Origin of the sequence: Hydrogenophaga palleronii NBRC 102513, assembly GCF_001571225.1 — a bacterium.
GTDB lineage: Bacteria > Pseudomonadota > Gammaproteobacteria > Burkholderiales > Burkholderiaceae_C > Hydrogenophaga > Hydrogenophaga palleronii.
Window position 1 is genome coordinate 126,077 of record NZ_BCTJ01000007.1, and the last position, 22,531, is coordinate 148,607.

The 22,531-nt window shown below is 66.7% G+C and carries 22 protein-coding genes; 16 read left to right on the plus strand and 6 right to left on the minus strand.

Translation table 11 applies throughout. The features are described 5' to 3' along the window. Positions 1 to 23: 23 nt before the first annotated feature. Together HPA01S_RS07690 and HPA01S_RS07695 are read right to left on the minus strand one after the other, a co-directional pair. Complete coding sequence (locus HPA01S_RS07690; RefSeq protein WP_066268477.1) at positions 24 to 1,610, minus strand: ABC transporter substrate-binding protein; 1,587 nt, start codon at positions 1,608 to 1,610, stop codon at positions 24 to 26. Between the two features lie 179 nt (positions 1,611 to 1,789). Further along, positions 1,790 to 2,566, minus strand: coding sequence for a DUF3047 domain-containing protein (locus tag HPA01S_RS07695; RefSeq protein ID WP_169801511.1), 777 nt, complete (start codon positions 2,564 to 2,566; stop codon positions 1,790 to 1,792). A gap of 278 nt (positions 2,567 to 2,844) precedes the next feature. On the opposite strand from HPA01S_RS07695, the gene HPA01S_RS07700 reads away from it, so the two are divergent. After that, the gene (locus HPA01S_RS07700) at positions 2,845 to 3,156 is read left to right on the plus strand and encodes a ComEA family DNA-binding protein (RefSeq protein ID WP_306307116.1); all 312 of its coding nucleotides are present in this window, start codon (positions 2,845 to 2,847) and stop codon (positions 3,154 to 3,156) included. A 122-nt stretch (positions 3,157 to 3,278) separates the two neighbouring features. Here HPA01S_RS07700 and HPA01S_RS07705 read toward each other — a convergent pair whose 3' ends face one another. Next, positions 3,279 to 4,265: a porin gene (locus HPA01S_RS07705; RefSeq protein ID WP_084360529.1), complete on the minus strand. Its 987-nt coding sequence runs from the start codon at positions 4,263 to 4,265 to the stop codon at positions 3,279 to 3,281. Positions 4,266 to 4,529: 264 nt separating this feature from the next. Then, positions 4,530 to 5,486 (minus strand): porin, encoded by a 957-nt coding sequence (locus tag HPA01S_RS07710; RefSeq protein WP_066268486.1) that lies wholly within the window; start codon positions 5,484 to 5,486, stop codon positions 4,530 to 4,532. A gap of 324 nt (positions 5,487 to 5,810) precedes the next feature. Between HPA01S_RS07710 and coq7 the strand changes: the two genes are divergently transcribed. Then, the gene (coq7, locus tag HPA01S_RS07715; RefSeq protein WP_066268491.1) at positions 5,811 to 6,470 is read left to right on the plus strand and encodes a 2-polyprenyl-3-methyl-6-methoxy-1,4-benzoquinone monooxygenase; all 660 of its coding nucleotides are present in this window, start codon (positions 5,811 to 5,813) and stop codon (positions 6,468 to 6,470) included. 21 nt (positions 6,471 to 6,491) lie between these two features. Here coq7 and HPA01S_RS07720 read toward each other — a convergent pair whose 3' ends face one another. Next, positions 6,492 to 6,941, minus strand: coding sequence for an OsmC family protein (locus HPA01S_RS07720; protein ID WP_066268493.1), 450 nt, complete (start codon positions 6,939 to 6,941; stop codon positions 6,492 to 6,494). A gap of 292 nt (positions 6,942 to 7,233) precedes the next feature. Here HPA01S_RS07720 and ilvA point away from each other — a divergent pair, with 292 nt between their 5' ends. Both ilvA and HPA01S_RS07730 read left to right on the plus strand, forming a co-directional pair. Beyond that, entirely contained in the window at positions 7,234 to 8,778 is a 1,545-nt protein-coding gene (gene ilvA / locus HPA01S_RS07725) for a threonine ammonia-lyase, biosynthetic (protein WP_066268494.1), read from the plus strand. Between the two features lie 16 nt (positions 8,779 to 8,794). Beyond that, a complete protein-coding gene (locus HPA01S_RS07730) occupies positions 8,795 to 9,883 on the plus strand; it encodes a nicotinate-nucleotide--dimethylbenzimidazole phosphoribosyltransferase (RefSeq protein ID WP_084360531.1) in 1,089 nt (362 codons plus the stop codon). 16 nt (positions 9,884 to 9,899) lie between these two features. Here the strand turns inward: HPA01S_RS07730 and HPA01S_RS07735 are convergent, their stop codons facing one another. Continuing rightward, positions 9,900 to 10,418: a hypothetical protein gene (locus tag HPA01S_RS07735; RefSeq protein WP_066268495.1), complete on the minus strand. Its 519-nt coding sequence runs from the start codon at positions 10,416 to 10,418 to the stop codon at positions 9,900 to 9,902. Between the two features lie 70 nt (positions 10,419 to 10,488). Here HPA01S_RS07735 and gspG point away from each other — a divergent pair, with 70 nt between their 5' ends. The 12 genes from gspG to HPA01S_RS07795 all read left to right on the plus strand — a co-directional run bounded on the left by gspG (position 10,489) and on the right by HPA01S_RS07795 (position 22,521). Next, entirely contained in the window at positions 10,489 to 10,974 is a 486-nt protein-coding gene (gene gspG / locus HPA01S_RS07740) for a type II secretion system major pseudopilin GspG (protein WP_066268498.1), read from the plus strand. 40 nt (positions 10,975 to 11,014) lie between these two features. Beyond that, a complete protein-coding gene (locus HPA01S_RS07745) occupies positions 11,015 to 11,467 on the plus strand; it encodes a prepilin-type N-terminal cleavage/methylation domain-containing protein (protein ID WP_066268500.1) in 453 nt (150 codons plus the stop codon). Further along, positions 11,464 to 11,832, plus strand: a complete 369-nt coding sequence (gspI, locus tag HPA01S_RS07750) for a type II secretion system minor pseudopilin GspI (RefSeq protein ID WP_066268501.1) — start codon at positions 11,464 to 11,466, stop codon at positions 11,830 to 11,832. The genes HPA01S_RS07745 and gspI overlap by 4 nt, the downstream gene beginning before the upstream one ends. Before the next feature lie 85 nt (positions 11,833 to 11,917). Further along, positions 11,918 to 12,649, plus strand: a complete 732-nt coding sequence (locus tag HPA01S_RS07755; protein WP_066268502.1) for a PulJ/GspJ family protein — start codon at positions 11,918 to 11,920, stop codon at positions 12,647 to 12,649. Beyond that, the gene (gene gspK / locus HPA01S_RS07760) at positions 12,649 to 13,638 is read left to right on the plus strand and encodes a type II secretion system minor pseudopilin GspK (protein ID WP_066268504.1); all 990 of its coding nucleotides are present in this window, start codon (positions 12,649 to 12,651) and stop codon (positions 13,636 to 13,638) included. Before HPA01S_RS07755 ends, gspK begins: the two co-directional genes overlap by 1 nt. Before the next feature lie 124 nt (positions 13,639 to 13,762). Further along, on the plus strand, positions 13,763 to 15,070 hold the full coding sequence (gene gspL / locus HPA01S_RS07765) for a type II secretion system protein GspL (RefSeq protein WP_066268506.1): 1,308 nt from the start codon (positions 13,763 to 13,765) through the stop codon (positions 15,068 to 15,070). A gap of 2 nt (positions 15,071 to 15,072) precedes the next feature. Then, positions 15,073 to 15,606 carry a type II secretion system protein M gene (locus HPA01S_RS07770; RefSeq protein ID WP_084360533.1) on the plus strand — a complete coding sequence of 178 codons (534 nt, stop codon included), beginning with the start codon at positions 15,073 to 15,075 and terminating at the stop codon, positions 15,604 to 15,606. Next, positions 15,603 to 16,397 carry a type II secretion system protein N gene (locus tag HPA01S_RS07775; RefSeq protein WP_066268508.1) on the plus strand — a complete coding sequence of 265 codons (795 nt, stop codon included), beginning with the start codon at positions 15,603 to 15,605 and terminating at the stop codon, positions 16,395 to 16,397. Before HPA01S_RS07770 ends, HPA01S_RS07775 begins: the two co-directional genes overlap by 4 nt. Positions 16,398 to 16,449: 52 nt before the next feature. Continuing rightward, positions 16,450 to 18,669: a type II secretion system secretin GspD gene (gene gspD, locus HPA01S_RS07780; RefSeq protein WP_066268510.1), complete on the plus strand. Its 2,220-nt coding sequence runs from the start codon at positions 16,450 to 16,452 to the stop codon at positions 18,667 to 18,669. 10 nt (positions 18,670 to 18,679) lie between these two features. Next, entirely contained in the window at positions 18,680 to 20,122 is a 1,443-nt protein-coding gene (gspE, locus tag HPA01S_RS07785) for a type II secretion system ATPase GspE (RefSeq protein WP_066268512.1), read from the plus strand. 136 nt (positions 20,123 to 20,258) lie between these two features. Continuing rightward, the gene (gene gspF / locus HPA01S_RS07790; RefSeq protein ID WP_066268514.1) at positions 20,259 to 21,488 is read left to right on the plus strand and encodes a type II secretion system inner membrane protein GspF; all 1,230 of its coding nucleotides are present in this window, start codon (positions 20,259 to 20,261) and stop codon (positions 21,486 to 21,488) included. A gap of 136 nt (positions 21,489 to 21,624) precedes the next feature. Next, entirely contained in the window at positions 21,625 to 22,521 is an 897-nt protein-coding gene (locus tag HPA01S_RS07795) for a 5'-nucleotidase (RefSeq protein WP_066268516.1), read from the plus strand. Positions 22,522 to 22,531: the final 10 nt, after the last annotated feature.

The window sequence follows — 22,531 nt, forward strand, 5'->3', positions numbered from 1 at the left end:
ACCCCCAAACCGATTGACGAAAATCAGTTTACCTTGATCAGGCGCCAGTCCAGGCGGTTGTCCGCACGGTGCACCACGTCGATGTTCTTCTTCATGGCCCAGGGAATGATCTGGTTGTACAAGGGAATGTGCGACACATCCTGGTTCTGCAGCGCCAGCGCCTTCGTCAGCAGCTCGGTGCGCAGCTTCAGATCGGTTTCTTTCTTCGTCCGTTCGACCAGTGCGTCCATCTGCGGATTGCTGTAACGGCCCACGTTGTAGTTGCCGTCACCGCCCACGCCGACGGAGCGCGTTAACGACTGCAAGCTGTACAACGCGTCAAAGGTCGGCACGCCCCAGCCCAGCATGTAGATGCTCGCCTCGTAGCGCTGGATCATGGGGAAATAGGTCACCAGCGGCAGCGTTCGCAACTTGGCCTTGACACCAATGCGCGCCCACATCGCTGTGACCGCCTGGCAGATCGCTTCGTCGTTGATATAGCGGTTGTTAGGGCACGCGAAGTCCACCTCGAAACCGTCCTGGTAGCCGGCATCGGCCAGCAGTTTCTTCGCCGCATCCACGTCGAACGGATAGCGCTTGTGCACGGCTTCCGACCAGCCGTTCACCTGGGGTGCCACCAGAGCACCCGTGGCCTGCCCCAGTCCGCGCAGGCTCACGCGGGTGATGGTGTTGATGTCAATGCCCTGGTACAGCGCCTGACGCACACGCTGGTCCTTCAGCGGGTTTTTGCCTTTGACGTTGCTGCCCGGCAATTCGTCCCGGAACTGGTCCATGCCAAAGAAGATCGTGCGGTTCTCGATCCCGTCGATCACCTTGAGCGCGGCGTTCGAGCGAACACGGGGCAAATCCTGAGGACTCGGATCGAGAACGAAATCCACTTCGCCCGACAGCAGCGCCGCCATGCGCGTGGCCACCGCCTTGACCGGTGTGTAGACGATTTCCGTCACGTTGCCTTCGGACTTGCCCCACCAGTTGGGGTTCCTGGTGAGCACGAGCCTCTGATCCGGTTGCCATTCCTTGAACACAAAGGGGCCGGTGCCCATGGCGTTGCGGTGCGCGAAATTCTCGTCTTGCGTCTTGATGTCTTTCGGCTGCGTCGAATTGTTTTTCTCCGCCCACGCCTTGCTCATCATGCGCAGCTCGGTCAACTGGTTGAGCAGCACCGGGTTGGGGTCGACGGTGAAGATATCGATGGTGTTGGCGTCCACCTTGACCACACGATCGATGCCCTGGGCATAGACGCCGAAGTTCGAGGTTTTGGTCATGGCACGCTGGATCGAGAACACCGCGTCGTCGGCAGAGAACGTCGATCCGTCGTGGAATTTCACGCCCGTGCGCAGGTTCACTCTGAGCTGCGTCGGGGACACCTGCTGCCAGGCGGTTGCCAGAACCGGCTCTGGCTTGAAGGTCTTGCTGTTGTAGTAAACGAGAGACTCGTACACCGAGGCGTGCACGCCATTGCCCAGGGCATTGTTCTGCGAATGAATGTCCCAGGTGGGGATGTCACTGGCACTGGTCCACTTGAATGTCTTGGCCTGCAGTCCCATCGCTGTCGCGGCAAGGGCAGCACCCAAAACGACCACACGCGTCGATTTGAAGGTTTGTTTCATCGTTGACACCTGAAATAAATATGGTGCCTCACTATGCAACAAACGCTCCCCGCAAAGCACAGGAGTAACCCGCGTCCGACCGGGATGCCTTCACCACGCTCAGGTGAGTGATAAGGAATCTTCCACGCTGTCCAGGCCACCGCCTCACCGCACTCCAGGGGGTACCCCGGGGAGCACCCTCAGTCCACCGCGTGCTCCAGCAACAACGAGCCGTACCAAGCGGTGAGCCGGCTGTTGGTGTTGTCGGTGTCCGTCATCAGTCCGACCTGCAGCAAAGGCCCGGGCTCTTCGCCAAACACCTGGCGAAAGTCCGCCCGCACGTCGCGCACATGGTCACGCCAGACGCCCACGTGGGTGGTGCCACTGTCGATCACCAGTTTGCGGATGCTGTCGGTGCGCGAATTCACCACCACGGAGCCCGGTGCGTCCTTGGCACTCCACACGTACACCAGGGAGGCGTACGGCAGGGGTTCGCCCGTCAACAAACGGCTCATGTCCGACAGGCGATGGTTGCGCGCGCTCCATCGGCTGCGATCACCATCAAACGCCAACACGATGCGCACCGCAGCGTCGGCCTGTGCCGCCACCGCCAGATCGGCGTTCAGGGGCAGACCATTGATGCGCCACGAAAACGACAGATGCCCCGGCGACATCAGAGGCGGCTCGAAACGCTGACGCAGGATGCTCACCGACTGGTTGGCCTGCACCCGCAACGCGGTCCGGCCCTGGGATTGCACCGGTTCGAACGCCGCATGGCGTTTGCCGGGAAGCAAAAAAGGCTCCCACGGCGCATGCGCCTCCGGTGTGGTCAACAACAGGCCTGCCGCCTTCTCCAGCGCAGGGCTCGCGGCCCGAGATGTGGAGCCGGATTCGATGGGCGTATCACCATCTGCGGCCCACTCCTCCTCTATCGCAAGCGGCCCGGCACATCCCCCCAGCATCAGCGTCGCCAGCAAGGCCAGACCGGCCACTGTGGATCGCCAGGGTTCTGAGGCATTCGCACGTTCGTTCGGGCGGGAGGGGGAAATAGGAGCGAGGCCAGCAGAAAGCGTAAAAAACATTAAATAGATACTTTTGAATCAATTTAAAGATTAATTTTTTAATCTTTAGAACTATATTTACAGCCGAAGCCATTCAGCTTCAACGGTGCCGTCCGCGCTTCTCACCGCCAGGTCACACCGTCAATCAACCATTCAGAACGGGGGAATCGATGATCAAAAGAATCTTGAGCACTGTGCTGCTGTCGCTACTGGCGACCGCAAGTATCGCGGCAGTGGACATCAACACAGCGACCGAAGCCGACCTCGACAGTGTCAAGGGCATCGGACCCGGCACATCCACCAAAATCCTGGAAGCCCGCAAAGCTTCGTCCTTCAAAGACTGGGGCGACGTCATGCAAAGGGTATCGGGCATCGGTGACAAACGCGCGGCCAAACTGTCCGCAGAAGGCCTGACCGTCAACGGCGCGGTATACAAGCCTTCGGACAAATCTGCCGTGGAAAAGGGCGCTGCGGACAAGAAAGCGAAGGCGCCCTCCTCAAAGTAGGCAACGAAAGCTGGTCACTCGGCGAACAAGTCCGCTCGAGTCCAGCCATAAAAAAAACCCACCGTGTTGCCACGGTGGGTTTTTGACTTCTTATCTTCAGCTGATCAACATCAGCTCAGGATTTAGAAGGTGTGTTGCATGCCCACGGCGAAGATACGATCCTTCTCGGTCTTCACACCAGCGGCGTTCTTTTCGCTGCTTGCGTTCAGGCCAGCGTACGTGGTGGTGCGCTTGGACAGTGCATAGGTCACAGCAACACCAGCGCCGGTGCGCTTGGCGTTGCCAGCGGCCGCATTGTCCTTGGAACGCGACACGCCGCCCGACAGGGTCACGGCCGACGACAGCGGCACGTCCACGCCAACCTGCGCGTCGGTCGCCTTGCCGGTACTCAGTTTGACTTGGCCCACGCTGGCCAGCAGCTTCACAGCACCGAAATCGTACGCACCGCCGAGGTGGGTGATCTTCAGATCATTGGGAGCAGCGAAATCGTTTTGCACTTGGTAAGCAAAGTTCACCAAGAGCGGGCCACCGTTGTAGCTTGCGGAGAAATCGGCGATGTCGGTCTTGACAGCTGCGACTTCGTCCAGCGAGTAAGTGCCGGCAAAGCTGAAGCCACCGAAGCTGGGCGACACGTACTTGAGGGTGTTGCCCGGGTTGGATGCGTACAGAGCCTTCACAGCCGACACATTGTTGCTGGAAGAGAAGCGCGAATCGAAACCGCTGTTGGTGGCGCCGAGCACGTCGTCCATCGCGGTCCACACGTTACCCACGGTGACCGTACCGAAACCGCCGGACAGACCCACGTACGATTGACGGGCGAAAGCCGTGCCAGCACCTGCGGTGCCATTGCTTGCGTCAAAGCCTTGTTCCAGACGGAAGATGGCCTTCAGACCGCCACCCAGGTCTTCGGAACCGGTCAGGCCCCAACGGCTGGTGTTCAGGTTGCCGGAGTCCAGACGGGTCACCGACTTTTGCTTGACGCCGCCAATGGTCTGGCTGGAGGACGACACGGACGCGTCGATCAAGCCGTACAGCGTGACGCTGGATTGGGCTTGAGCCACACCGGCCACGGAGCCAAGAACTGCCAGAGCAATCAGGGATTTTTTCATGGTTACTTCCTTAAGAGTATTGCGGTGACAAACACCACAAAGTTAGAAAACTGACCAACGCATCGTAGGACGAAAGACCTTGACGCTAAGGGTAAGCCCTGAAAAACGGGGTGAATTACGGCATTTTCGTTGCCACGACGCAACAAACAAGCTGGATTGACACAAGGCGGCAACCGTCGGCCGCGCCCAAAAAAAGAAAACCGCCTGCTCTTGCGAGCAGGCGGTTTTGACTGCCGATTCAGCTGGCTCTAGGCCAGCGGAAGATCAGAAGTTGTGGGCCAGACCCACACCCCAGCCAGTGATGGCCTTGTCTGCAGGCGAGCCATTGAAACCAACCAGAGCGTTCTTTTTGTTGCCCACGTTCACGTAAGCCGTGGTGCGCTTGCTCAGGAAGTACTTGTAACCGCCGTGGATCACGCGCGTCGTGCCCGCGCCGACTTCGCTGCGGTCATAGGAAGCCCACAGTTGACCAGCGCCCAAAGGCACGGTCACGCCCAGGCCCCAGGTGTTGTCGGCGTCCGAAGCGACGTTCGAGCGGTCGGTGTAGGTGAACAGCAGCTTCGCAACGTTGAAGTCATACGAGGCAGCGATCAGGTTCAGTGAATTCACAGTTGCGCCTGGAACGCCTGCTGCCAGCTTGGAGTGAGCGAAGTTCACGACCAGAGGGCCGGCTGCGTAGCTCAGGCCAACGCCGCGGTGGGCGCTGGCGCCTGCCACTTCGGAAGGAGCGTACGAAATCTGACCGGAGAAACCACCGAAGTTCGGGGTCGTGTACAGCACTTGGTTGGAAACGTACACACCGTCGGTTTCAACGGTATTGGCACGCGTTTGGTAACCGGTCACACCCTTGGTGCTGTTGGCGGTCAAAGCGTAGAAGAACGTTGGGTTGAACGAACGGCCCAGTTTGATGGAACCGAAACCGCCTTGCAGGCCCACGAACATGTCGTTGTTGCCCAGCACGTTGCCGTTGGTGGTGCCTTCGTCAGCATTGAACGAGGTCGACACCTTGAAGATAGCCTTCAGGCCGCCACCCAGGTCTTCCGCGCCGGAGATGGTCCAGTTGCTGGTGCCCAGGCGGCTGGATTCCATACGCAGCGGGCTGTTGGCGCCGCCACGGTCTTCAAGGCCGACGTCAACGGTGCCGCTCAGGGTCACGCTGGATTGTGCGAAGGAGGCGCTGGCAGCAGCCACAGCGGCCAGAGCGATCAGGGTCTTTTTCATGGAAGGGTTCTCCAAGGGTTGATGTAAGGGCCTGCGGTCTTTGCCGCTGAGCCAACCTCCATTTCGGAAGCTGGGCTGATTGCATCAGAAAGTTACGAATGACGCCATGGTGGAAAACGCTTTTGGCGCTCTGTACATGCAGTTTCGTTGCACCTATGCCACGTAGTTAGTAGTTACCCGAATATGGATATGCGACCTATCGACGGTTCATGCGATTCAGAGCCACTCCAGCTCTCGCACTCGGGGCAAGTCCTGCATCGTCCCGGACAGCCCGCAAACCGTGGCAGCATGTAGCCCAAATCAGACACAGAACACGAGCGAACCATGACCGCCTCCACCGATGCACTCCTGAACGCCGCCGACGCGGCCTTGCGAACCCTGTTTGTGGCGCCTCGGGCGTCGCGCGGCTGCCCCACCTTGCCTGAGAAGCCGACCGACCCCGAGCTCAACGTTGCGGAACGGCAACTGTCTGGCGCGCTGATGCGCGTCAACCATGTGGGTGAGGTGTGTGCACAGGCGCTTTACACCGCGCAGGCGCTGGCCGCGCGCCGGCCACTCGGGGCGCGAGCCGCCGATGAAGCCCTGGCGCAGCAACTCGAAGCCGCTGGCCAGGAAGAAACCGATCACCTCGCCTGGACCCAGGAGCGCCTGGACGAGCTGGGCGACCGGGTGTCGCTGCTCAACCCGGTCTGGTACGCCGGGGCGTTTGGCCTGGGCCTGGTCGCGGGTTACCTCGGGCGTGGCCCGAGTCTGGGCTTTGTGGTGGAAACCGAACGGCAGGTCGAAGCCCACCTGGCGAGCCACATGGACCGCCTGCCGCCCGGCGACCACGCCTCACGCGCCATCGTGGCGCAGATGAAAGACGATGAAGCGCGTCATGCCGAGGATGCCCAGCGGGCTGGGGCCGTGGAACTGCCGACGCCAGTGAAGGCGCTGATGCGCGCGGCGGCCAAGGTGATGACGACGGTGGCACACCGCATCTGAACCGCGCGCCTCCGGGGCCGTTCACGCCTCGGTCAGGTCAAAACTGGTGGTGATGTCGGCGGTTTTGCCCAGCATGATGCTGGCGGAGCAGTACTTGTCGTGGCTCATGGCGATAGCACGTTCCACGGCAAGCGCCGGAATGCCTTTGCCGCTGACCGTGAAGTGCATGTGGATCTTGGTGAACACCTTGGGATCAACTTCGGCGCGCTCGGTGGTGAGCTTGACGCTGCAGCCACGCACGTCGTGGCGGCCGCGCTTGAGAATCAGCACCACGTCATAGGCCGTGCAACCACCGGTGCCGGCCAAGACGGTTTCCATGGGGCGCGCGGCGAGGTTGGCACCGCCGTTTTCGGGTTTCGCTGCGTCAGGCGCACCGTCCATGGTGAGCACATGGCCTGAGCCGGTTTCGGCCACAAAACCCATGTGGGAGCGGGTGCCGGCCGAGCCGGTCCAGGTGACGGTGCATTCCATGTTGTGTCCTGTCGTGAAATATCCAACGGTATTGGGCAAAGCGCTCTAAAAAGCATAGAAATACGCGGCGCGATGTTGCAACGCAGCATGGCCGCGTTATACTGGCGCCATTGTATTTACGGTTGTCTCCTCTACCCTCCACGGGTGGATTTAAGCCCGGTCTGGTTCTGCCAGCCCGGGCTTTTTTTCGCCGTCGATATGATGTGCGCCAAGGAACACCATGCCGTCACCCTCAGCCAGCCCAACCCCAAAACCCCGCCGCACCGCACCGGATGCATCGCCGATCACCACCATGGGACCGGCCGACTACCTGAAAAAGATCCTCACCGCCCGTGTCTACGACGTGGCGGTCGAGTCGGCGCTGGAGCCCGCCAGCAACCTGAGCCGCCGGCTGCACAACACCGTGCTGCTCAAGCGCGAAGACCAGCAGCCGGTGTTCAGCTTCAAGCTGCGCGGCGCCTACAACAAGATGGCGCACCTCTCGCCCGAACAGCTGAAGAAGGGGGTGATCTGCGCCTCGGCGGGCAACCACGCGCAAGGCGTGGCGCTCGGCGCGCGCAAGCTCGGCACCCGCGCGGTGATCGTGATGCCCACCACCACGCCGCAGGTAAAGATCGATGCGGTGCGGGGTTTTGGCGGCGAGGTGGTACTGCACGGCGACAGTTATTCGGATGCTTACGCGCATTCACTGACCCTGCAGAAGAAGCAGGGGCTCACTTTTGTGCACCCTTTTGACGATCCGGACGTGATCGCGGGCCAGGGCACCATTGCCATGGAGATCCTGCGCCAGCTGCAAAGCCTGGGCTCCGACCACCTGGACGCGGTGTTTGTCGCCATTGGCGGCGGCGGCCTGATCTCGGGCGTGGCCAACTACATCAAGGCGGTGCGCCCAGAGATCAAGGTGATCGGCGTGCAGATGACCGACTCGGACGCGATGCTTCAGTCGGTCCACGACGGCCAGCGGGTCACCCTGCCCGATGTCGGCCTGTTCGCCGATGGCACGGCGGTCAAGCTGGTGGGTGAGGAAACCTTCCGGGTGGCGCGTGAGCTGGTCGACGACTACATCGTGGTTGACACCGATGCGGTCTGCGCCGCCATCAAGGACGTGTTCGTCGACACCCGCAGCATCGTCGAGCCCTCGGGCGCACTGGCGGTGGCGGCGATCAAGCAGTACGTGGCGACACACAAGACACGCGGCCAGACCTATGCCGCCATCCTGTGCGGCGCCAACATGAACTTCGACCGCCTGCGTTTCGTCGCCGAGCGCGCCGAGGTGGGCGAGGAGCGCGAGGCGCTGTTCGCCGTCACCATTCCCGAAGAACGCGGCAGCTTCCGCCGTTTCTGCGAGGCCATCGGCGAGCTGCCGGGCGGGCCGCGCAACGTGACGGAATTCAACTACCGCATTCACGACGGCAACGCGGCCCACGTGTTCGTCGGCCTGACCACCCACGGCAAGGGCGAGTCGACCAAGATCGCCGCCAAACTGGTGCGCCACGGCTTCAAGACGCTGGACCTGACGCACGACGAACTGGCCAAGGAACACATCCGCCACATGGTGGGCGGGCATTCTCCGCTGGCGCAGGACGAGCGCCTGCTGCGTTTCGTGTTCCCCGAGCGGCCAGGCGCGCTGATGAAGTTCCTGAGCCTGCTGCGGCCGGGCTGGAACATCAGCCTGTTCCACTACCGCAACCAGGGCGCCGACTACGGCCGCATCCTGGTCGGCCTGCAGGTGCCGGACAAGGACAACAAGGCGTTCGACAAATTCCTCGGCACGCTGGGCTATCCGTACGTGGAAGAGACTGCCAATCCCGTGTACCGTCTGTTCCTCAAAAGCTGAGCCGAACCCATCCGCCATGGCCCTGGATCCTGTCTTCGCACCCATCACGCGGCGCGCGCCCGAATTGCCCGCCAGCCTGAAGCTGCCAGCGATCAAGCCCACCACCGACACGCTGCTGGAGCACGCCATCCAGCAACGCCTGGCACCGGCCGGTGCGCCCGAACACGCGCTGGGCCGCATGGAAGTCCTGGTGCAGCAGCTCGCCCGCATCCAGAGCAACAGCCCGCTCGAGTTCGACCTGCTGGCCTTCGAATCCCCCCAACTGGTGGTGTTCGCTGCCGACCATGGCATTGCGGACGAAGGCATGTCGGACCTGGAGCAGTCCATGACCGCCGAACACGTGTTTCAGTTGCTGCTGGGCCTGGCCCCGGTCAACGCGCTGGCGCAGACGCACGGCTTCGAGCTCACCGTGGTCGATGCCGGCGTCGCCACCCACGTGACTCTGCCCGAGGAAGCGCACCGCCGAGCGCCGCTGCTGCCACGCAAGATCGGCCACGGCACGCGCAACCTGCTGCTGGGGCCTGCCATGTCGCAGGCGCAGGCGGTGTCGGCCCTGCACGCCGGCATGGACGTGGTGCGGCATCTGCCGGGCAATGTGATCGCGCTCGGTGATCTGGGCGTGGCCAACCACGTGAGCGCATCGCTGCTGCTGTCCCGCCTGTGTGGCGTGCCGCTGGCCGATGCCTATGGGCGCGACGACGGCCTGCTCGACGACAGCCTGCACCAGCAGCGCATCGAAAAACTCTCCACCGCCGCCAGCCGCCACCGCAAGGCCATCGGCGTGCTGGACGTGCTCTCGACCATGGGCGGTTTCGAGATTGCCATGATGGCCGGCGCGATGTTGCAGGCGGCCAGCGAGCGGCGCGTGGTGCTGGTGGACGGTTACGTGGCCGGCGCCGCGGCCCTGGTGGCGCGCGGCCTGAACCCTGCCGTGACGGACTATCTGGTATTCGCCCACCGGGCGGCCGACACCGGCCACCGCATGCTGCTGATCCACATGCAGGCCCTGCCGCTGCTGGACCTGGGTCTGCGCGTCGGCCAGGGCACAGGCGCGCTGCTGGCCTGGCCGCTGCTGCTCGCGGCACAAGGCTTGCTGGAAAACTGAGCCCGACCGGGCCCGTTCAGGAGACGGGCGTGCTGGCCTCGGGCAGAGTCAGCTCAACCGTGGCTGGCACACCCAGCGACGGCCCCAGGCGCACGGCGCTGCGCGTGACGGCCTGCAACACCAGACCACTGCTGTCATCGAGCGACGCGCCCACCCGGTAAGGCCGGGGAGGCTGGCCATCGACCGCGATCAGGGCGGCACCGTCCTGCGTGCCCACCGCCACCACACCCAGCAGGTTGTAGCGCGGCGGTGCGGCGGCAACCACACCCGCCGCCGGCGCAGCGGTCGAAGGCACGGAACCCAGGGTGCGCGCCACCGCCACCGGATCGGCGGCCAGTGGCGTCTGCGCCAGGGTGGACACCGGCACCACCGGTGTGCGGCCCCAGGCCAGCAACACCCAGTAACCGGCGCTAAGGCCCGCGGCCAGCCAGAGCAGGCCGGCGGCCACGGTCGGCCCGCGGCGTCCGGCGGTTTGCAGGGCAGCGGGGCTTTCCATCAGAAAACCGGAATGGCCGAAAGCGGGCACCTTCTTCATATGCGCGCATTATGATCGACGACCAGCGATTTCTGGCCCGGCCGCCACGGCCTGACAACCGCAGCTGTGTATGCGGGAGATTGATTTGCAACACCTGACCACCCCAATCCCTCAAACCCCTGCGCCCCTGGCCCGTCTGCGGCGCGGCGCGCAGCGCGGTTTCACCCTGATCGAACTCATGGTGGTGCTGGTCATCATCGGCGTGTTGGCCGCGCTGATCGTGCCCAACGTGCTCGACCGTGCAGACGACGCCCGCGTCACCGCCGCCAAGACGGACGTCAACAACCTGATGCAGGCGCTCAAGCTGTACCGCTTGGACAACCAGCGTTACCCGAGCACCGAACAAGGCCTCAACGCCCTGGTCGCCAAACCCTCGGCAAGCCCGGTGCCGCCGAACTGGCGTCCCTACCTCGACAAGCTGCCGAGCGACCCCTGGGGCCGCCCGTACCAGTACATCAACCCCGGCCTGAAGGGCGAGGTGGACGTGCTCTCGCTGGGCGCCGATGGCCAGGCCGGCGGCGAAGGCCGCGACGCAGACATCGGCAGCTGGCAGTGAGCCACCTGGCGCCCTGCCCGACCCTGCAGCGCCCCTGACCATGGCCAGCCCGGCGCGCGGTTTCACCCTGCTCGAGCTGATGATCGTGCTGGTGATCGTGGCCTTCGCCACCGCCGGCGTCAGCTTGGCCATGCGCGACGACGGCAGCACCCGCCTGGAGCGCGAAGGCCTGCGCCTGACCGCCATGCTGGAATCCGCCCGCGCCCAGTCGCGCACCAGCGGCCTGCCGGTGGTCTGGCGCAGCCTGCCGCAGGGTTTTGAATTCCTCGGCCTGCCAACCCAGGCCGGCCCCGGCTCGCTGGCCGGGCCACGCGACTGGCTCAGCCCGGACACCCAGGCCCAGGTGCTGCAGCCGCCGGGCGCACAAACCCTGGTGCTCGGGCCCGAGCCGCTGATCGCCGCGCAGCGCGTGGTGCTGGTGCAGGGCGATCGCCGCCTCACCCTGGGCACCGACGGCCTGTCCCCGTTCACCGTGCTGGCCGCCTCGCCATGAAACGCTCGCGCGGCTTCACCCTGATCGAGGTGCTGGTGGCCCTCGCGGTGGTGGCCATCACCCTGACCGCTGGCCTGCAAGCCACCGGCGCACTCACCCGCGCCTCCAGCCGTCAGAGCGACCAGTGGCTGGCCCAGCTCTGCGCCGAGAACGAACTCACCCGCCTGCGCCTGCAGCGCCAGTTGCCCGGCACCGGCGACAGCGATACCGCCTGTGTGCAGGCCGGGCGCGAGATGCGCGTGCGCGTGTCGGTGCTGCCCACGCCCAACCCGAACTTCCGCCGTGTGGACACGGTGGTCGAGGCCGCGGTTGATGGCGCGAACGTGCGCCTGCTCTCGCTGTCGACCGTGATGGGGCGGTATTGACATGAAGCACATGAAGCACCTCCTGCGTCGCCTTCGGCCCGGCCAGGACGGCTCCCCGGTGCCTCCGGCGGGTGCAGCTCGGCGTATGGCGCGCGGCTTCACCCTGATCGAACTGCTGGTGGCCATCGTCGTGCTCTCGCTGCTGGCGCTGCTCAGCTGGCGTTCGCTCGACGGCATGACACGCACCCAGACCCTCACCCAGCAGCGTGCCGACGACCTGCTGCGCATGCAGGCGGCCATGGGCCAGTGGGCCGCCGACCTCGACGCGCTGATCGACACCGGCGAAGTCAATGCGCTGGACTTCAACGGCCAGGTGCTGCGCATGACGCGGCGCGACAGCGGCGACACCGGACTCGAAAGCCGCGGCATCCGCGTCGTGGCCTGGACGCGCCTGACCGGCGTGGCCCTGGCCGGCCTGCCCATCATTTCCTCCAGCGGCAGCGCCAGCGGCCAGTGGGTGCGCTGGCAGTCCGGCCCGCTGCTGCGCCGCGACGAACTGGCGCGTGCCTGGCAGCGTGCCGCCGAATGGGGCCGTGGCGCCCTGCCCTCGCAGACCGGCAACGCCGGCACCGACAGCGCCATCGCCCTGCTCGGCATCGACCAGTGGCAACTGTTCTATCACCGCGGTGAAACCTGGGGCAACCCGCAGTCTTCGGTGGGCGCGGGCGAATCCAGCGGCGGCACCGGCGCCGGCGGCGGCAGCACCGACACCCTGCCCAACGGCGTGCGGCTGGAACTCGCGCTGGGCAACGGCGAAGGCCTGCACGGCTTTCTGGTGCGCGACTGGGTGCGCCCCACCCTGGAGGCCGGCCGCTGATGGCACGCCAGCTCCAACCCGTCCGCGCCAGGCAGCGCGGTGCCGCGCTGCTGCTGGCCATGCTGGTGGTGACCCTGGTGGCCACCCTGGCGTCGGCCGCGCTGTGGCAGCAATGGCGCGCCACAGAGGTGGAGCAGGCCGAACGCCAGCGGGTGCAGGCCGGCTGGGTGCTCACCGGCGCGCTCGACTGGGCGCGCCTGATCCTGCGCGAAGACGCGCGCGGCAACCAGAGCAACGGCAACGGCGACCACCTGGGCGAGCCCTGGGCCATGCCGCTGGAAGAGGCGCGCCTGTCCAGCTTTCTGGCCGCCGACAAGAACAACACCAGCGACCACATGCTGGAGGCCTTTCTGTCCGGCGAGGTGATCGACATGCAGTCGCACCTGAACTTCCTCAACCTGGTGCGCACCGTGGGCGCCGGTGCGCAGGCCAAGGTCGAGCTATCCGAACCCGACCTGCTCGCCTTCACCAAGCTCTACGGCCAGCTCGGCCTGCCTGCGTCCGAACTCACCACGGCTGCCAACGAGCTGCGCAACACCATGGCCCTGGCCCTGAGCGACCCCATGCCCTCGCGCACCGCCCTGCTGCCCAGGAAGTACGCCCAACTCGGCTGGCTGGGCATCAGCCGCAGCAGCCTGGCGCTGCTCGAACCCCACGTCACCGTGCTGCCGACCCGCACCAGCCTGAACCTGAACACCGCCAGCGCCGAAGCCATCAGCGCCAGCGTGCCCGGCATGGACATGGCCCAGGCGCGCCAGGTCGTGACCGCCCGCGAGCGCGAACCCTTCCGCAGCCTGGCCAACGTGACCGAAGCGGTGCCGGCCTTGAGCGGCAAGCTGTCGGACCTTTACCACGGCGTGCGCAGCAACCACTTCATGGTGCGCGGCCGACTGCGGCTGGACAACACCATCATCGAAGAGCGTTCTCTCGTCGTGCGCAACAACCTGGACGTGCGCGTGGCCTGGCGCGAACGCTTCGCGCGGCCATGAAAGCCGCAGCCCGGTGCGGGGGCCTCCCCCATGTGCGCATGCAATCCCCTGTGCGTCACTCAGCTTCTCTAGAATGTGAGGCGCCCAACCATGCCCTGCAACCCCTTGATTTGACTGCCACTCCGTGCTGATCGTCACCCCTTCGGACTTTTCTGCTGCCCCTGCCGCGGGACCGACGGCCCTGTTCGACTGGGCCTCGTCGAGCAATGGGCAACAGATCACCGACCACGGCCAGTGCGCTGCCGCGCTGCTGCCGCGCGACGACGACGTGGTGCTGGTGCTGCCCCCGCGCTCGGTCTCCTGGCACCGCGTGGCCCTGCCCAAGGTGGCCAATGCGCGCCTGCGCGCCGCACTCGACGGCCTGCTGGAAGACCGCCTGCTGACCGACACCGCCGAACTGCACTTCGCCCTCGAACCCGGTGGCCGCGCCGGCCAGACGGTGTGGGTTGCGGCCTGCCAGAAGGTCTGGCTGCGCGGCTGGCTGCAAACACTGGAAGCCGCGGCCCGCCCGGCCGGGCGCATCGCCCCAGCGCTCTGGCCGCTGGTGCCGTCCGAAGCCCCCGGCGCCACACCCGGCGCGTCGCGCAGCTTTGCGCTCGACGTGCCGTCCAACATCCACTGGGCCTACAACGAAAACGGCCAGTTCTGGCTCGGCAGCGCCGGCTTGCTGGGCGTGAGCTGCACGCCGCTGCGCGAGACCCCGATGGGCAGCGGCACCGCCGCCGACATGGTGGTCAACGCCCTCATGCCGCCGGCCAGCGACGCGCCCGGCGAACCGGGTGAGTTCGACGTCTGGCTGGCCGATCCGAGCGTGGCCGGCCAGGCCGAGCGTGTGCTGCAACAGCGCTTCGAGCTGGTCGCCCCGTCGGCCTGGCTGCTGCGTTGCGCGCAGTCCGACTGGAATCTGGCGCAGTTCGACCTCAGCCTGTCGGCCGGCGCGCGCCGCAGCCAGCGCCTCAAGCGCAGCTACCGCCAGTGGCGCAACGCGCCCGCCTGGCGCCCGGCGCGCTGGGGCTTCGCGGCCCTGCTCGGCGTGCAGCTGGTCGGCCTGAACGCCGCCGCCTGGCACGAACGCAGCGCGCTCGATGCCAAACACAAGGCCGTGGTGCAGACGCTGCAGAAGAGTTTTCCGCAAGTCACCCTGGTGCTGGATGCGCCGGTGCAGATGCAGCGCGAAGTCGTGCGCCTGCAGCAGGCCAGCGGCGCGCTCTCCGCCGGAGACCTGGAAACCCTGCTGGCCGCCATCGACCAGGCCGCGGCCGGCGAGGTGCTCACCCCTTCCACCATCGCCTACAGCACCGGCGAAGGCCGCTTCTCGGGCTGGCGCGCCACCGAGGACCAGCTGCGCGCCCTGCAGCAGTCGCTCGAACGCAGCGGCTGGCGGGTGCGTTTTGACGGCAACGAACTGGCCTTGCGCCCACCGGAATCCTGACCATGGCCGCCACCAGCGCCCCCTCTCCCTTCGCCCGCGCCACGCTGGCCCTGTCGGTCGCGCTGTCGCGCCTGTCCTCGCGCGAGCGCACCGCCGTCACCATCGCCGCCTGGGTGATCGGCCTCGGCCTGCTCTGGTGGATTGCCGTGGCACCAGCGCTGGACACGCTGCGCCAGGCCCCCACGCGCCACGCCCGGCTGGACGCCCAACTCGGCCAGATGCAGCGCCTGGCGGCCACCGCCGACGTCCTGCGCAGCCAGAGCAATGCCCAGCCGCCCGGCCGCGACGAGACGCTGCGCGCGCTCGACACCGCCACCGCCGGCCTGGGTGGCACCGGCCAGCTCTCGGTGCTGGGCGAGCGCGCCACCGTGACGCTGCGCAACACCCCACCCCAGGCGCTGGCCCAGTGGCTGGCCCAGGTGCGCATCAACGCCCGCCTGCTGCCGCTGGACAGCCAGCTGCAGCACGAAGCCGGCAGCACCGGCTGGAGCGGCACGGTGGTGCTCGGCGGCCCGGGCCTGGGCAGCGCGCCATGAACGGCGTCTGGCCCCGCCGCCTGGCCTGGATCGGCGGCCTGCTCGGCCTGCTGGTCGCGCTGCTGGTGTTCGCGCCAGCCAGCTGGCTGGCCAGCGGCGTGACCTCGGCCACCAACGGCCAGCTGCAACTGGTCAACGCACGCGGCACGGTCTGGAACGGCCAGGCCGACCTGGTGCTCACCGGCGGCAGCGGCAGCCGCTCGCAGACCGCACTGCCGCAAGGCGTGCAATGGCGGCTGGCGCCGCGCCTGGTGTCGGGCACGCCGGCCATGGGCCTGCGCCTGACCGCGCCCTGCTGCACGCCGGAGCCGATCGACATCACACTGCTGCCCGGCCTGGGCAGCGCCGAAATGCGCATCGCGCGCTCCAGCAGCATCTGGCCCGCCGAGCTGCTGAGCGGGCTGGGCACACCCTGGAACACCTTGCGCGTGGAGGGCCAGCTGACGCTGCGCACCGAAGGCCTGAGCGTGCGCTGGGACAACGGCCGCGCCAGCCTGCAGGGAGAAGCCGCCATCGAAGCCCATGACCTGGCGTCGCGCCTGTCGACGCTGCGCCCGCTGGGCAGCTACCGCATGAACATCCGCGCCGATGCCGAAGGCAACACCACCACGCTGGACCTGCAGACCCTGAGCGGCGCCCTGCAGCTGCAGGGCAGCGGCCGCTGGGTTGGCGGACGGCTGCGCTTCGAAGGCGTGGCGCAGGCCGCGCCGAACGCCGAAGAGGCGCTGGGCAACCTGCTCAACATCATGGGCCGCCGCCAGGGCGCGCGCTCGCTGCTCAACATTGGTTGATGACCAGCGCATGCGTCCCCTTTCTCACACTTCAAGCTACGATCGCTCCACCATGAATCCGAACCCCTCCAGCGTCGTCTCCGGCCGCCCGGCCCACGGTGGTGCGTTCACGGCCCTGGCCCTGGCGCTGTGCCTGCTCTCGGGCCACGCACTCGCCCAGCAGCAGACCAACAACCGCGCCGCCGCCGCGCGCCCTTCGGCAGAACCCGTGGTGCTCAACTTCGTGGCCGCCGAAATCGAATCGGTGGCGCGCACCATGGCCACCATCACCGGCCGCAACGTGGTGGTTGATCCCCGCGTCAGGGGCACCATCAACCTGGCCACCGAGCGCCCCGTCAGCCCGACTGCCGCACTCAACCAGTTCGCCGCCGTGCTGCGCCTGCAGGGCTTCTCGCTGGTGGACACCGGCGGCCTGTACAAGATCGTGCCCGAGGCCGACGCCAAGTTGCAGGGCAACGTGGTGAGTGCCGGTTCGGTGTCGGCGCTGCCGGCCTCCAACACCGTGGTGACGCAGATCTTCCGCCTCAACCACGAGTCCGCCAACAACCTGGTGCCGGTGCTGCGCCCGCTGATCGGGCCCAACAACACCATCAACGTCAACCCTGGCAACAACTCGCTGGTCATCACCGACTACGCGGACAACCTGCAGCGCATCGGCCGCATCATCTCCACGCTCGATGTCGCGGGCGCCACCGATGTGGAAGTGATCCCGCTGCAGCACGCGGTGGCCGCCGACCTCGCGGCCCTGGTGACCAAGCTGATCGAACCGGCCACCGCCGGTGCCGGTGCCCAGGCCGACCAGTCGTACAAGACCACGCTGGTGCCCGAACCCCGCAGCAACAGCCTGGTGCTGCGCGCGGCCAACCCGGCGCGTGTGGCGCTGGTGCGTTCGCTGGTGGCGCGGCTGGATCAGCCCTCGTCCGAGAACCTGAGCGGCAACATCCATGTGGTGTACCTGAAGAACGCCGACGCCACCTCGCTGGCCACCACGCTGCGCGCCGCCATGGCGGGCGACTCGGGCGGTGGCCAAAGCGGCGGCCTGGGTGGCGGCGGTGGCGCCAGCCAGAACCGCGCCGGCCTGACCAACACCAGCAACGCGGCCAACAACCCGGCCACGGCCGCCGTGGCCCAGAGTGCCGCGCCGTCCACCGGCGGCCAGATCCAGGCCGACCCGGCCACCAACTCGCTGATCATCAGCGCGCCCGAGCCGGTGTACCGCCAACTGCGCGCGGTGATCGACCAGCTCGACTCGCGCCGCGCGCAGGTTTATGTGGAAAGCCTGATCGCCGAGGTCAACGCCGACAAGGCGGCCGAATTCGGCATCCAGTGGCAGGGCGCGCTGGGCAATTCGGGCGACCGCGTGATCGGCCTGCTGGGCACCAACTTCGGCCAGGGCGGCAACAACATCCTGAACGCCGCGCAAGGCACGGCGCTGCCGTCCACCGGCCTCAACTTCGGTCTGGCGCGGCGCACCAACGGCGTCTACGTGCTGGGCTTCCTGGCGCGTTTCCTGCAGGAAAACGGCCAGGGCAACATCCTGTCCACGCCCAACCTGCTGACGCTGGACAACGAAGAGGCCAAGATCGTGATCGGCCAGAACGTGCCCTTCGTGACCGGCCAGTTCACCAACACCGGCAGCAACGAAGGTTCGGTCAACCCGTTCCAGACCATCGAGCGCAAGGACGTGGGCCTGACGCTGCGCGTGAAGCCGCAGATCAGCGAGAACGGCACCATCAAGATGACCATCTTCCAGGAGGTCAGCGCCGTGGTGCCGAACTCGGTCAACTCCAGCACCGGCATCATCACCAACAAGCGCACCATCGAATCCACCGTGCTGGTGGACGACGGCGCCATCGTGGTGCTGGGCGGGCTGCTGCAGGACGAATACTCCGGCAACCAGGAGAAGGTGCCCGGCCTGGGCGACGTGCCGGTGTTCGGCGGCCTGTTCCGCAACGAAACCCGCTCGCGCAAGAAGACCAACCTGATGGTGTTCCTGCGCCCGGTGGTGATGCGCAGTTCCAGCGACACCAACAGCCTGGCGCTGGACCGCTACGAGCTGATGCGTGCAGTGCAGAAAGACACGCAACCGGTGCAGAGCAGCGTGCTGGGTGTGAACGACGCCGCCGTGATGCCGCCACAGGTGGCCCCCAACGGCGTGCCGGCCAACGGCGGTTCGCCGATCCGCTCGCTGGCCGATCCGCTGACCACGCCGCCGGTCAACCCGCCGCCGCCTCCTGCGGCCGCACCACAACCGCTGGCGCCCCTCCGCTGAGGCCACGGCTGTGAAGTACCCGCTGCCTTACGCCTTCGCGCGCGAGCACCACTGGCTGATCGAGGACGACGGCAACAGCCAGACCCTGCTCGGCAGCAGCACGCCCGCAGCCGACACCGGCGCCCAGACGCGCCGGCTCTCGGCGCTGTCGGAAATCCTGCGCATCCACCCGGTCAGCGACATCCGCTGGGAAAACGGCGAGACACTCAAACAACGCATCAGCGCGGCCTATGCGCAAGGCGAGTCCAGCGCCGCGGCGGTGGTGAGCGAAGTGCAGAGCGACGCCGACCTCAGCCGCATGATGCAGGAGTTGCCGGCGATTGAAGATTTGCTGGAAGCCGCCGACGACGCGCCCATCATCCGCATGCTCAACGCCCTGCTCACGCAGGCCGCGCGCGACGGCGCGAGCGACATCCACATCGAGCCCTACGAGCGCCACTCCAGCGTGCGCTTCCGCGTTGACGGTTCGCTGCGCGAGGTGGTGCAACCCAACCGCGCGCTGCACGCCGCGCTGATCTCGCGCCTGAAGATCATGGCCGAGCTGGACATCTCCGAGAAGCGCCTGCCGCAAGACGGCCGCATCTCGCTGCGCATCGGCACGCGCGCGGTGGACGTGCGCGTCTCCACCCTGCCCAGCGCGCACGGCGAACGCGCGGTGCTGCGCCTGCTCGACAAGAGCGAGAGCAAGCTCAGCCTGGAAGCGGTGGGCATGCAGGGCGACGTGCTCGAAGCCTTCCGCAAGCTCATCGGCCAGCCGCACGGCATCATCCTCGTCACCGGCCCGACCGGTTCGGGCAAGACCACCACGCTGTACTCGGCGCTGCAGCGCCTGGACGCCAGCGCGCAGAACATCATGACGGTGGAAGACCCGATCGAGTACGAGCTGCCTGGCGTCGGCCAGACCCAGGTCAACTCGCGCATCGAGCTGACCTTCGCCAAGGCCTTGCGCGCCATCCTGCGGCAAGACCCGGACGTGGTCATGATCGGTGAAATCCGCGACTTCGAAACCGCGCAGATCGCCATCCAGGCCTCGCTCACCGGCCACCTGGTGCTGGCCACGCTGCACACCAACGACGCGCCCAGCGCCGTCACCCGCCTGACCGACATGGGGGTGGAGCCCTACCTGCTGAGCTCGTCCCTGCTCGGCGTGCTGGCGCAGCGCCTGGTGCGCAAGCTCTGCACGCACTGCCGGCGCGAGGACGACAAACACCACTGGCACCCGGTTGGTTGCGAGCACTGCAACCACACCGGCTACAAGGGCCGCACCGGCATCTACGAGCTGATGGTGGCCGACGACAAGATCCGCGCCCTGATCCACAACCGAGCGGCCGAAAGCAAGGTCTACGTGGCCGCCGAGGCCGCCGGCCTGCGCTCCATGCGCGCCGACGGCCAGCGCCTGATCGAAAACGGCATCACCTCGCCCGAAGAAGTGATGTCCGTGACGCGGGACTGACATGAAAGCCCGGCCTGACGTGTCTTGCCCAGAGCAGCCCTGGATCCGGCCTCGCCGGTCCGGCGGGTGCGCTCCGCTCCCGCCGCAGGCGAGAGAAGCGGGACACGCGCAGCGCGGCGCGGGGAGCCCTCTCTAGATGCCCGCCTACACCTTCGAAGCCCTGGACGCCCAGGGCGCCACGCAAAAAGGCCTGATCGACGCCGACACCGCGCGCGCCGCGCGCAGCATGTTGCGCGCGCGCGCCCTGGTGCCACTGCTGGTGGAGCCGGCCATGGGCGCCAGCGGTGCCAGTGCGGCCAAGGGCCTGAACATCACGCTCTGGGGCGGCCGCACCTTCAGCGCCACCACGCTGGCGGTCTGGACGCGCCAGCTCGCCGGCCTGGTGTCGGCCGGGTTGCCGCTGGAGCGTGCGCTGGCCGCGCTCACCGAAGAAGCCGAAGACGAAAAGCAGCGCAACCTGATGGCCTCGCTGCGCTCCGAAGTGAACGGCGGTGCGCCGTTTGCGCGTGCGCTGTCGCAGCACCCACGCGAGTTCTCGCCCATCTACACCGGCGTGATCGCGGCCGGTGAACAGAGCGGCATGCTCGGCACCGTGCTCGAACGGTTGGCCGACGACCTGGAAGCGCGCGAGGCGCTGAAGAACAAGATCGTCGCCGCCTCGTTGTACCCGGCCATCGTCACCCTGGTGGCCATCGTCATCGTGGTGTTCCTGGTGTCGTACGTGGTGCCGCAGGTGGCCAACGTGTTCGCCGGCAGCAAACGCGCCCTGCCCTTCCTCACCGTGGTCATGCTCAACCTGAGCGACTTCGTGCGCAGTTACGGCTGGGCCATGCTGGCGCTGTTGCTGCTGGGCGCAGGTGGCGTGGTGCTGGCGCGACGCAACGAGGCGCTGCGCCTGCAGATGGACGCGGCCTGGCTGCGCCTGCCGCTGGTGGGGCGCCTGGCGCGTGGCTTCAACGCAGCGCGCTTTGCCGCCACCCTGGCCATGCTGGCGGGCGCCGGCGTGCCCATCCTGCGCGCGCTGCAGACCGCCGCCGAAACCCTGAGCAACCACGCCATGCGCGCCGACGCGCTGGACACCGTGGTGCTGGTGCGCGAAGGCGCGCCGCTGGCCTCGGCACTCGGCAGCAAGAAACGTTTTCCGCCGCTGGTGGCCATGTTCGCGCGCCTGGGCGAGCAGACCGGCCAGTTGCCCGCCATGCTGGAACGCGCCGCCAAGCAGCTCGGTGACGAAGTGCAGCGCCGCGCCATGCACATGGCCACCATCCTGGAGCCGCTGCTGATCGTCGGCATGGGCCTGGTGGTGATGCTGATCGTGCTGGCGGTGCTGATGCCCATCATCCAGCTCAACCAGTTGGTGTCATGACACCCCCCCGCGCCGGCCTGTCGGCCGTCACCCCCCCAGGGGGGCAACGCCAGCGGCCTGGCAAAGCCAGTTCCGCGGCGTTCCTGGCAACGGCCCCTCGCGCGCCGGCGGCGTTCTTTCACACAGGGATCTTTTCATGGCGGTGACTCTCGACGGCAAGCTCGTCGTTGCCATTTCCTCCCGCGCGCTGTTCGACTTCGAGGAAGAGAACCGCCTGTTCGAGACCGGCGACGACCGCGCCTACATGCAGATGCAGCTCGACCGGCTCGACCAGCCCGCGGCGCCGGGCGTGGCGTTTTCGCTGGTGCACAAGCTGCTCGCCTTCAACGACGCCAACGCGCAGCGTGTCGAGGTGGTGATCCTCTCGCGCAACGACCCGGTGTCGGGCATGCGCGTGTTCCGCTCCGCCAAGCACTACGGCCTGCAGATCGAACGCGGCAGCTTCACGCGCGGCCAGCCGCCCTGGCGCTACCTGCGCCCGCTGCGCGCCAACCTGTTCCTGTCCACCCACCTCGCCGACGTGCGTGCCGCGCTCGAAGCCGGTGTGCCCGCCGCCCAGGTCTATCCGCAATCGGTGCACGCCAGCGGTGAACACCCGCACGAGGTGCGCATCGCCTTCGACGGCGACGCCGTGCTGTTCTCCGACGAAGCCGAACGCGTGTACCAGTCCGAAGGGCTCTCCGCGTTCCAGGCGCACGAGGCCAGCAAGGCCGCGCTGCCGCTGCCCGGCGGCCCGTTCAAGCCGCTGCTCGAAGCCCTGCACCGCCTGCAGAGCGAAGGCACGCCGCTCATGCGCGTGCGCACCGCGCTGGTGACGGCGCGCAGCGCACCGGCGCACGAACGCGCCATCCGCACGCTGATGGAATGGAACATCGAGGTGGACGAAGCCATGTTCCTCGGTGGCCTGCCCAAGGGCGAGTTCCTGCGCGAGTTCGAACCCGACTTCTTCTTCGACGACCAGACCGGCCACATCGAGTCGGCCGCGCTGCACGTGCCGGCGGGGCATGTGGCCAGTGGTGTGAGCAATACGTAACACCCCCCTG